Here is a 10,906-nt window from a genome sequence, read left to right on the forward strand (position 1 = left end):
TCAGCCTCCCCGGTGGGTGCGGCGCTGCTGCCAGCGGGTGTACAGGTAGCGGGGCGGGCCCTGGGCCAGGCCGCGGCGTTCCATCCGGCGCAGGGCGTGCAGGCGGCGGAGTTCCAGTTCGGTGTCGGCGGCGGGCGGGCGGTGGCCGCGGTGCCAGCGGAACAGGCCGACGGGCAGCCGCAGCAGCAGGTCGGCGAGCAGGGCGGGGCGGCGGCGCAGGGCGGCGGCGAGGTAGGCGCCGAAGCCGGTGCCCAGGCCGCGGACCTGGAGCGCGAGGGCGGGCAGGGTGCGCCGGTGGCGGTGCCAGACGACGGCGTCGGGCCGGTAGGCGACGGTGTGCCCGGCGGTCAGCACCAGGTGGAAGGCGAGCAGGTCCTCGCCGCCCCGGGTGGGGGTGCCGGTGCCGGTGGCGGGGTCGAACCCGCCTACGGCGCGCAGCAGTTCGGTGCGGAAGGCCATGTTCGCGCCGATGCCGCAGCGGCCGGTGGAGTAGCGGTCCAGCGGACCCGCGCCGGGGGCGTCGAGGTTCCAGTCGCGGGCCGTCCAGCCGCGGGCCGTTCCGGCGTAGCGCTCGAACAACTGCTGGGCGGGGGTGTCGAGTTCGGCGGGGACGACGAGTCCGGTGACGCAGCCGGTCCGGGGGTCGGCGGCGAACGCGGCGGCCAGTGCGGCCAGCCAGCCGGGGTCGGCGAGGGCGTCGTCGTCGGTGAACGCGCAGATCTCGCCGCGGGCGGCGGCCAGGCCGCGGTTGCGGGCCCGGGACAGGCCGGGCGCGGGTTCGCACAGGTAGCGGACCCGGCCGGGGTAGCGCTCCGCGACCAGCCGCGCGGTGGCGGGGCCGGTGGGGGCGTTGTCGACCAGCAGGACGTCCACGGCCGGGCCGGGCCGGACGCCGGTGGCGCTGGTGGCTCCGGGGGCGCTGGTGCTGCCGGGGGCGCTGGAAGCACCGCCGGCCCCGGGGGCACCGACGGCCCCGGGGGCTCCGGCGGTGCCGGGGATCCCGGTGACGGTGTCGGCGGCGCGCAGCACGGAGTCCAGGCAGTCGGCGAGCAGTTCGGTGCGGTCGCGGGTGCAGACCACGACGGTCATCCCGTCGACGGGGCGGCCCGCTTCCGTCCGCTCGGGCTCGAACTCGTCGTCCGGCAGGTCGAGTTCGCGATGAGCGGCCGCGGCCAGCGCCCGGGCGAGCGCGACGGGGCGGCCGCTCGTCCCGGTGGCGTGCACCATGCCGAGCGGGTGTCCGTGCAGCCGCACCAACGCCGACACGCGTCCGTCGGGGGCGGCGGGGCCGCGGCCGCCGGGCGAGCGCACCTCGTCCGGGTCGGCCAGGTCGAGTTCGACCACGGTGACGGGGGTGTGCGGCGAGCCGGGTGCGGCGGGCGGCGGGCAGGCCGTGCGGTGGCGCCGGTCGCGGCCGTTCATCGTCCCTCCCCCGCGCCGGGGCGTTCGGCGAGCAGGGTGCGCAGCACTCTGCGGCCGTCGGAGACGGCGTGCAGGTGGGAGCGTCCGCTGCGGCGGGGAAGTTCGAGGCTGGGGACTTCGGCGATCCGCAGTCCCGAGCGCAGGGCGTGCGCGACCATCTCGGCCTCGATCTCGAAGCCGGTGGCACGCAGGTCGAGTTCGGCGAGGAAGTCGCGGCGGAACGCGCAGTAGCCGTAGCACAGGTCGGTCAGCAGGGCGCCGTAGAGGCGGTTGACGACCAGCAGCAGGGCCTTGTTGCCGAGGGCGCGCAGCGGGGTGAGGTCGAGCGAGCCGCCGCCGGCCATCCGGCGGGAGCCCTTGACGAAGTCGTAGCCGTGGTCGAGGAAGTGCAGGAAGTGCGGGATCTCGCCGGGCCACATCGAGCCGTCGGCGTCGATCATCACCACGTACTCGCCGGTGGCGGCGGCGAATCCGGCGCGCAGCGCGTTGCCCTTGCCGGGCGCGCCCTGGCCGACGCTGCGGACGGCGGGGCGGCAGGCGCGGGCCATCGCGACGGTGGCGTCCCGGGAGGAGCCGTCGACCAGGATGACCTCGTCCACGCAGCTGGGGATCTGCTCGAACACCCAGGGGATGTTGCGGGCCTCGTCCCGGGCGGGGACGACCAGGCTGACGCTGTGCCGGGTGCGGTAGTCGCCGGAGCGCCGGGCGGGGCCGCGGGCGGGGGTGCGCACCGGCGGGCGGTCCCCGGCCCGGCGCATCGGCGCGTGGTCGGCGACCCGGTCGGCGGCCCGTCGGCGCGGCGTGCTGCCGGACGGCGCGGCGGGCGGGGCGCTGCCGGGCGGGGCGGCGGGTGGGGCGGCGGGGCTGGCCGCGGAATCGGCTGCGGGTTGCCCGGTGGGCAGGGTGGTGCTCATCGCTGTGCCTCTCGCGGAGGCGGGAGCCGGCAGGGCGCTGCCCGTACGGAAGGTGGGGTGCGGCGGCCCGGACGTCGCGGTGTGGGATGCGGCGGCCCGGGGGCTCGGCAGTCGGGTGCGGTGGTCTGGGACGTCACCGCGGTTCCAGTGCTCCCCCGGGTGGGACTCCCCCCGGTGCCCGGCCTCCCCGCCGGTCCCCGGCCTCCCCGCCGGTCCCCGTCGGAACGGGGTCCCCCCTCGGGACGGTCGACGCCGCAGAAGGGCGATCGCCGTCCGGGGCGCGTGGTGCGCCGTGGGTGGCACGCTCGGCCGGATGGGGACGGTGCCCCCGCGCCGGCGGTCGGTGCCAGGACCTCATCGTGCGCCCGCCGCCAACGGACTGTCAACCGCCTTTGTGTGCCTATGTCCGTTTTTGCCACGCCGGACGGCCGCCCGGCCGGGCCCGGTGGGCGCGGGGCCGGCCGCCGGGTCCGAAACTGCCAAACCGGACCCGGACCGAGCCGGACGCTGACGGCCCGTCAGTTCGTCCGACCGCACGCCGGACCCCGGGGCACCGGGGCGGCGGAGCCGCGCCGCGCGGGTCCGCAGAGCCGCCAAGGCCGGCAAGCAGCGCAGCACAGGCAGGCAGAGCCGGCAAGCAGGGCCGCGCAGACAGGCAAGCAAAGCCTTGCAGGCACAGGCAGAAAGGTTTCAGCTCTCGTAGCCGAGGCCGGGTTCGGGCGCGGCCTCCAGGTCGGCCTCGGCGATCCGCCGGGCGATCTCGGCGGGCCGCACGGGGCGTCCGAAGTGCCAGCCCTGGGCGAGGTCGCAGCCCATCAGGCGCAGGCGCTCGGCGTCGGCGCGGCTCTCCACGCCCTCCGCGGTGACCGACAGGCCCAGGGTGTGGGCGAGCGAGACGAGTCCGCTGACGATCCGCCAGCCGAGGTGGGTGTCCTTGGCGGGGTCGTGCAGGTCGCCGACGAAGGAGCCGGCGATCTTGAGGTTGGAGACCGGGAGGTCGCGCAGGTAGGCCAGGTTGGACCAGCCGGTGCCGAAGTCGTCGACGGAGAGCGAGACGCCCATGTCGACCAGCGCGTGCAGGGCCTTGAGCGCCTCGTCCTCGGGGCCGACCACGGTCGACTCGGTGATCTCCAGCTGGAGCATGGACGGGTCGAGGCCGGTGCTGCGCAGGGTGCGTTCGATGTCGCCGACCAGTCCGGCGTTGCGGGCCTGCCGGACGGCCAGGTTGACGCTCAGCCGGGGCGCCCGGTCGCCGAACCTGGCGACCCAGTCGGCGGCCTGCTCGCAGGCCTGCTCCAGCACCCAGCGGCCGAGCGGCATGATCAGCCCGGTCTCCTCGGCGACGCCGACGAACTCCTCGGGGCCGAGCACGCCGAGCTGCGGGTGCCGCCAGCGCACCAGCGCCTCGACGCCGGTCATCGCGCCGGAGGCCAGGTCGACCATCGGCTGGTAGTCGATGAAGAACTCGCCGCGGTCCAGGGCGGCGGGCATCCGCACGGACACCGCGTACCGGCTGACGGCGCGCGCGTTCTCCTTGGGGTCGAACAGCGTCCAGCGGCCGCGCCCGGCCTCCTTGGCCCGGTACAGCGTGAGGTCGGCGGCCCGGACGGCGGCGCCGGGCGTGGTGGTGGCGATCCGCCGCTCCAGCACGCCGACGCTGGCGCCGACGGCGAGCCGGTGGTCGCCGATCACCACGGGCTTGGTGAGCGCGGCGAGCACGGTCTTGGCGGCGGCCACCGCCTCCTGCTCGCTGCGGCAGTTCTCCAGCAGCACCACGAACTCGTCGCCGCCGAGCCGGGCCACCATGTGGCCGAGCGGGCTGAGCGCGTTCTCCAGCCGGCGGGCCACCACGGTCAGCAGCTGGTCGCCCATGTCGTGGCCGAGGCTGTCGTTGACGATCTTGAAGCCGTCCAGGTCGACGTAGCACAGGCCGAAGCGGGCGTCCGGCTCCGGCTCCTCGAAGATCTTCTCCAGCCGTTCGAAGAACGCGGCCCGGTTGGGCAGGCCGGTCAGCGGGTCGTGGGTGGCCTGGTGGCGCAGCCGCTCCTGGAGGCGGTAGCGGTCGGTGACGTCCTCCAGCATGGCGACCTGGTAGAGCGGCACGCCGTCGTCGTCGCGGATCAGCGAGACGGTCAGGTGGGTCCAGACCACCTCGCCGTCGCGCCGGTAGTACGGCTTGTCGAACTGGAAGTACTCGCGCTTGCCGCTGATCAGCTCCTCGTACGCCTCCCAGACGCCGGGGGTGTCCTCGGGGTGGACCAGGTCGTTGACGCGCACGCCGGTCATGTCCTCGGGGCCGCCGCCGAAGATCTCGCCGAGGGCCCGGTTGACGGCCAGGATGTTGCCGTCGGTGTCGCCGAGGCCGATGCCGATCGCCGCCGATTCGAACAGCGCCCGGAACCGGGCCTCGGAGGCGCGCAGGGCCTTCTCGACCTCCTGCCGGGCGGTGTCGGCGGCGAGCCGGATCGCCTCCTGCTCGCGCAGCGTGCGCTCGCGCAGGGCGGCCGCCCAGCCGGCCGCGAAGGCGCCGCCGAGGGCCGGGCCGCGGTCGTCCGGGACGGGCTGGCGCTGGATCAACTGCACGCCCTCGGAGAGCAGTTGCGGGTCGGTGAACTGGTTGTCGATGAGCAGCGCGCCGGCCTGTTCGGCCAGTTCGGGGCGGAACGGGTGCTCCCGGGCGGCGCGGTGCAGCAGTTCGGCGGTGCGGGCGATCAGCGGGTTGAGCACGCCGGGGCGCACGGCGGCGCCGTGCCCGGTGCGCAGCATGGCGGCCCAGTCGGCGTGGAACCCGGCGACGGCGACGGCCGTCGCGTCCGGATCCGGGTCCGCGGCCGGGCCCGTGGCGGTCGCACCGCCCGCACCGATCGCGCCTTCCACGCCGTCCGTACCGTCCGCACCGATCAGACCGTCCGGACCGACCACGCCGTCCGTACCGGGGGGCCCGTCCGTACCGGCTGACTCGTTCACGACAGGCGCCCGACGCCGGCCATGCCGGTCATCCGCTCGGGGTGCGGACCGACCGTCCCGGCGTCGTCGGGGCGCCATTCGGGCAGGTAGACGACGCCGGGTTCGACGAGTTCGTAGCCGTCGAAGAAGGCGGTGATCTGTTCGCGGCTGCGCATGGTGAGCGGGGTCGGGGTGGAGCGGTAGAGGCTCTGGTGGGAGCCGGCCTGGTCGGGGCGGCCCTCCAGGGAGGCGTGCGAGAGGATCAGCATGCTGCCGCTGGGGAGGGCCTCGCGCAGCTTGGCGAGGATCTTGGCGGGCTCGTCGGCGTCGGTGACGAAGTGCAGGACGGCGTTCAGGATGACCGCGACGGGTTCGCCGGGGGCGAGCAGTTCCTCGACCTCGGGACGGGCCAGCAGGTCGTCGATGTTGCGCAGGTCCGCGTCGACGACCCGGCTGAGCGGGTCGTCGGCGAGGATCAGCCGGCTGTGCGCGACCGCGACGGGGTCCATGTCGATGTAGACGACCCGGGCGTCGGGGTGGTAGTCGCGGGCGACCTCGTGGACGGCGCCGAAGGTGGGGATGCCGGAGCCGATGTCGAGGTAGCGGGCGATGCCCTCCTCGGCGGCGAACTGGGTGGCTCGACGCAGGAAGGCCCGGTTGGCCCGCATGATCTTCGGCAGGTCCGGCCAGAGTTCGATCGCCTTGCGCGCCATCTGGCGGTCGACCTCGAAGTTGTGCGACCCGCCGAGGTAGTAGTCGTAGACCCGGGCGGCGTTCGGCTTGTCGAGGTCGGTCCCTGCGGGCACCCAGTTCGGACGCGCCATGACGGCACTCCTTCCGGCGTGGCAGTCGAAAATGGCAATAGGACATAAAGATCTTCCTATATTTATGGTGCGCATCGCAAGCCAAGGCGCCCGAACGGCGGCGTGGCGCGTCCCGCCTGGCGGTGGCCCCCGAACGGCGCAGAATCACCCCCATGGGCGGACACATCGAGGACTACGCGCTCCTCTCCGATCTGCAGACCGCCGCCCTGGTCGGCCGGGACGGCTCGGTGGACTGGCTCTGCCTGCCCCGCTTCGACTCCCCCAGCTGCTTCGCCGCCCTGCTCGGCACCCCCGAGCACGGCGCCTGGCGGCTGGCCCCGGCCGGCGCGGGCGACTGCACCGGGCGCCGCTACCTGGGCGACACCCTGGTCCTGGAGTCGCGCTGGCGCACCCCGGACGGCGAGGTCAAGGTGGTCGACCTGATGCCGCAGCGCGACCGGGCCCCGCGACTGGTGCGGATCGTCGAGGGCGTCAGCGGCGCCGTCCCGGTCCGCGGCGAGCTGCGGCTGCGCTTCCACCACGGCCGGGTCGACCCGTGGGTGCGCCGCACCGAGCACCACCGGGTGGCCGTCGCCGGGCCGGACGCCGCCTGGCTGCGCGTCCCGCCGGGCGTGCACACCTACGGCGCGGACGGCGGCACCGTCTCCGAGTTCACCGCCCGCCCCGGCACCCGCGTCCCGTTCGTGCTGACCTGGCAGCCCTCGCACCTGGCCACCACCGCCCGCACCGACCCGGAGGCGCTGCTCGCCGCCACGCTGGCCGGCTGGCACGAGTGGGCCGGGCAGCTCAGCTACCGGGGCGAGTGGCGGCGGGCGGTGCTGCGCTCGCTGCTGACCCTCAAGGCGCTGGCGTACGAGCCGACCGGCGGGATCGTCGCCGCCCCGACCAGCTCGCTGCCCGAGGCGCCCGGCGGGGAGCGCAACTGGGACTACCGGTTCTGCTGGCTGCGCGACTCGGCGATGACGCTCTCCGCGCTGCTGCGCGGCGGCTTCCGGCAGGAGGCCGCCGCCTGGCGCAAGTGGCTGCTGCGCGCGGTGGCCGGCGACCCCTCCGACGTGCAGGCGGTGTACGGGGTGGCCGGGGAGCGCGGCCTGCCGGAGACCGAGGCCGACTGGCTGCCCGGCCACCTGGGCTCGCGGCCGGTCCGGTTCGGCAACGCGGCCGTCGGACAGCTCCAGCTCGACGTCTACGGCGAGGTGGTGGACACCCTCGACCTGGCGCTGCGGGCCGGCCTCCCGATGGAGCGGCAGGTGTGGAGCCTGCTGCGCACGCTGCTCGGCTCGCTGGCCGCGCGCTGGCGCGAGCCCGACGAAGGACTGTGGGAAGTGCGGTGCGGGCGGCGGCAGTTCACCCATTCGAAGGTGATGGCCTGGGTCGCCGCCGACCGGGCGGTGCGGATGGCCGAGGCCACCGGCCTGCCCGCCCCGCTGGAGCAGTGGCGGGCGCTGCGCGCGGCGGTGCACGCCGAGGTGTGCGAGCGGGCCGTCGATCCGCGCCGCCAGGTGTTCGTCCGCTCCTACGGGTCCCAGGAGTTGGACGCCTCCACGCTGTTCGTCGCCAGCACCGGTTTCCTGCCGCCGGACGACGAACGGGTGGTGCGCACGGTGGAGGCCGTCCAGCACGGCCTGGACCACGGCGGGCTGGTGCGCCGCTACCAGGACGGGGCGGCCGACGGCCTGTCCGGCTCCGAAGGAGCCTTCCTGGCCTGCTCGTTCTGGCTGGCGGACGCGCTGGCGCTGATCGGCCGCCGGGACGAGGCGCGCGAACTCTTCGTCCGCACCGCCTCGTTGGCCAACGACCTGGGCCTGCTCAGCGAGCAGTGGGATCCGGCGACCCGCCGCCAGCTGGGCAACACCCCGCAGGCGTTCACCCATGTCGCACTGGTCAACACCGCCTTCCGGTTGAGCGGTTGAGCGGCTGACTTGCCGAGCTGCCGAGCTGCCGAGCCCGCGCGCTCCATCGAAGGGCGGGAACGCCGAAAAGGGCGACCGCCCACTTGCAGACTCTGCAAGTGGGCGGCGCCTCTAGGGTGTTGCGGTGTTGCGTGTTGCGGTTTCGCCCGCGTCAGTCGGGTTCGGCCGCGGTTCGCTGCGTGCTACCGGCTGCCTGGTGTCAGCTGGTGGCGGTGCAGGTCAGGGTCGGGACGGCGTTGCTGCCCGAGTAGCTGCCACCGAAGCCGAAGCTGGTGGTGCCGTTGGCGGCCACCGCACCGTTGTAGCCGGCGTTGTTGACCGTCACGGACTGGCCGGACTGGCTGACGGTGCCGTTCCACAGGTTGGTGACCTGCTGGTTGCCCGCGTAGGTCCAGGTGACCTTCCAGGACTTGATCGCGGTGTTGCCCGCGGTCACGGTGACGTCGGCGTTGAAGCCGGCGCCCCAGTCGCTGCTGACCTTGTAGGTCGCGGTGCAGCCGGCGCCGCCGGTGCTGGTGCCGGACTGGGTGGTGGCGGTGACGGCGGCGGCGGCGGAGAGGTTGCCGGCCGCGTCCTTGGCCTTGACCGTGTAGGAGTACGCGGTGGAGGCGGACAGGCCCGAGTCGGTGTACGAGGTGCTGGTGGTGGACCCGATCAGGGTGCCGCCGCGGTACACGTTGTAACCGGTCACGCCGACGTTGTCGGTGGAGGCGCCCCAGGTCAGCGAAGCGCTGCTGGAGGTGGTGGTGGCCGCCAGGTTGGTCGGGGCGGTCGGAGCGGTGGTGTCGGTGGTGCCACCGGCGGAGGTGGTCACGCTGAGCGCCGCGGAGGCCGCGGAGACGTTGCCGGCCGCGTCCTTCGCCTTGACCGTGTAGGAGTACGCGGTGGAGGCGGTCAGGCCCGAGTCGGCGAACGAGGTGCTGTTGGTGGACCCGATCAGGGTGCCGCCGCGGTACACGTCGTAGCCGGTCACGCCGACGTTGTCGGTGGAGGCGGTCCAGGTCAGCGAGACGCTGCTGGAGGTGGCGGTCGCCGCCAGGCCCGTCGGGGCGGTGGGGGCGGTGGTGTCGGCGGTGCTGGTGCCGACCGCCGGGTAGGCGTTCTTCAGCAGCTCCTGGAACTGGGCCGAGAACCAGTGGCCCGCGACCGGGGCGTTGGCCAGGGCGCCCGACATGTTGTTGTTGTTGCGCGGATTGCCGGTGTACGTCGGGTCGCACATCCGGTCGAAGCCCTTGCCCTCGTCGTTGGCGATGGCCGAGCTCGCGCCGTCCGACTCACCCGGAGGCTTCACCCACACGTACGCGGCGATGCCGTCCTCGGGAGCCGCCTTCGGGCGCTCGCCGAGGCCCGCGCCGGACTGGTTGCACCAGTTGCCGGTCTGGAAGCGGCGGTCGATGCGGCCGCCGTCGACGTACGCGTCGACCGAGGTCTTCGGGCCCGGGCCGGCCGGACGGTTCGCGCCGCCCCAGCCGTTGCGGGAGGTGTCGATCAGCATGCCGATGTTCGAGTTGAACCCGGACGCGATCGCCTTGGTGCGCCACGCCTTCGCGAAGGACGCCTCGTCGACGTACTGGTTCCAGTCCACCCACTTCGACTGGCGGACCGAGGTGCCGTTCACCGAGTCGCCGACGGTGAAGTTGGGCTCGTGCAGCGCGCCGTAGTTGGCGGTGTTGACGATGAAGCCCTGGACGTTGTTGACCGTCGAGCCGGACGCGGTGGCGGCCTGCTTGATGGTGTCGATGGCCGGCTGCAGGTTGGAGTCCCAGCCGAGCCAGCCGTGGTGGCCGGCGTCCACGTAGTTGTAGACGTTCGGGATCGCGCCGAGCTTGGCCAGCGCGTAGCCCACGCCGTTGACGTAGTTGCCGTTGGCCTTCATGACGTCGCACGCGGCGGTCGCGGTGGCGGTGCCGCCCGCGTTGGTCGTCAGGTTCGGCAGCGAGTCGATCTCGACCGTGGTGACGATCCGCAGGTTCGCGTAGGCCGGGTCGGCCAGGATCGCGGCGATCGGGTCGATGAACTCGCTCTTGTAACGCGGCAGGTCGGTGGGGCCGAGCTCGCCGTTCGAGGCCAGGGCGGCACAGTCGCGGCCCGGCAGGTCGTAGATGACGACCTGGAACACGTACGGCTTGCCCGCGGCCTGCTGCACCGCGGCGTTCAGGTGGTCGCGCAGACCCATGGTGCCGTTGCCACCGGAGATGGCCGCGATGCGGTCCATCCAGACGGCGGTGGGCTGGTTGGAGACAGCCGAACCGCCCGGCTCGGCGGCGGCCTTCGCGGACCACTCGGGGTTCACGTAGACCCCGGCGCCGACGAACGGGTTGTCCACACGGGTCGCCGCGTGGGCGGCGGTGGTCGACAGGGCAAGGGGGACAACGGTCGCGGCGCTGAGCACCACGGCCGCTGCAGCCGTCCGGAGACGACGCGTCAGATTTGCCGACACGGTAAGGGAGTCCTTTCGGGTGGGGGAGGGACTCGACGGAAACGCTCCCAAATCAATGGGAGCGCTCCCATACTTGGCCCGGGCTGAGGCGAACTCAGCTCGGGGACAACCGATATGAAGCCATGACCTCGGACTCCCGTCAAGGAGTTCGACAGAACCCGTGGGAGCGCTCCCGCTGGACCGAATGGACGCCGCCCGCCGGGGCCCGACCGCCCGGCCGCGCCCCAGCTGCGCCGCACCGGCAGCGCCGCGGCACCGCATCGGCGCCGCGGCGCGGGCCCGGCCCCGGCCGTCCGACCTGGGCACCTGGCGTCCCGACAGGCCCGCTGCGCACCACGGTTCACCCCCGCACCGGGGACGGCCCGCCGAGGACCCGCCCCGGCCGTCCCACGGCCATCCGCCCCGCGCCCCACCTGCGGCGCGCCCGCGCACCGCCCGCGCCCGGGC

General features: G+C 74.1%; 6 protein-coding genes. 1 reads left to right on the forward strand and 5 read right to left on the reverse strand.

Annotation, left to right across the window (positions count from 1 at the left end; genetic code table 11):
* From ABD345_RS35595 to ABD345_RS35610, 4 genes are all read right to left on the reverse strand, one after another.
* Complete coding sequence (locus ABD345_RS35595; protein WP_344558392.1) at positions 1-1,422, reverse strand: glycosyltransferase family 2 protein; 1,422 nt, start codon at positions 1,420-1,422, stop codon at positions 1-3.
* Positions 1,419-2,336, reverse strand: coding sequence for a glycosyltransferase family 2 protein (locus ABD345_RS35600; protein ID WP_344558394.1), 918 nt, complete (start codon positions 2,334-2,336; stop codon positions 1,419-1,421). The genes ABD345_RS35595 and ABD345_RS35600 overlap by 4 nt, the downstream gene beginning before the upstream one ends.
* 690 nt (positions 2,337-3,026) lie before the next feature.
* Complete coding sequence (locus ABD345_RS35605; protein ID WP_344558396.1) at positions 3,027-5,303, reverse strand: putative bifunctional diguanylate cyclase/phosphodiesterase; 2,277 nt, start codon at positions 5,301-5,303, stop codon at positions 3,027-3,029.
* The gene (locus ABD345_RS35610) at positions 5,300-6,106 is read right to left on the reverse strand and encodes an SAM-dependent methyltransferase (RefSeq protein WP_344558398.1); all 807 of its coding nucleotides are present in this window, start codon (positions 6,104-6,106) and stop codon (positions 5,300-5,302) included. The genes ABD345_RS35605 and ABD345_RS35610 overlap by 4 nt, the downstream gene beginning before the upstream one ends.
* 152 nt (positions 6,107-6,258) lie before the next feature.
* Here ABD345_RS35610 and ABD345_RS35615 point away from each other — a divergent pair, with 152 nt between their 5' ends.
* On the forward strand, positions 6,259-8,019 hold the full coding sequence (locus ABD345_RS35615) for a glycoside hydrolase family 15 protein (RefSeq protein WP_344558400.1): 1,761 nt from the start codon (positions 6,259-6,261) through the stop codon (positions 8,017-8,019).
* A 199-nt stretch (positions 8,020-8,218) separates the two neighbouring features.
* Here ABD345_RS35615 and ABD345_RS35620 read toward each other — a convergent pair whose 3' ends face one another.
* Positions 8,219-10,414, reverse strand: a complete 2,196-nt coding sequence (locus ABD345_RS35620) for a glycoside hydrolase family 6 protein (protein WP_344558401.1) — start codon at positions 10,412-10,414, stop codon at positions 8,219-8,221.
* Positions 10,415-10,906: the final 492 nt, after the last annotated feature.

The sequence above is a fragment of the Kitasatospora saccharophila genome (assembly GCF_039529925.1).
GTDB lineage: Bacteria > Actinomycetota > Actinomycetes > Streptomycetales > Streptomycetaceae > Kitasatospora > Kitasatospora saccharophila.

Coding starts and splice junctions, on each gene's coding strand:
- ABD345_RS35595 (WP_344558392.1), bottom strand. CDS start 1,422: ATGAACGGCCGCGACCGGCGCCACCGCACGGCCTGCCCGCCGCCCGCC.
- ABD345_RS35600 (WP_344558394.1), bottom strand. CDS start 2,336: ATGAGCACCACCCTGCCCACCGGGCAACCCGCAGCCGATTCCGCGGCC.
- ABD345_RS35610 (WP_344558398.1), bottom strand. CDS start 6,106: ATGGCGCGTCCGAACTGGGTGCCCGCAGGGACCGACCTCGACAAGCCG.
- ABD345_RS35615 (WP_344558400.1), top strand. CDS start 6,259: ATGGGCGGACACATCGAGGACTACGCGCTCCTCTCCGATCTGCAGACC.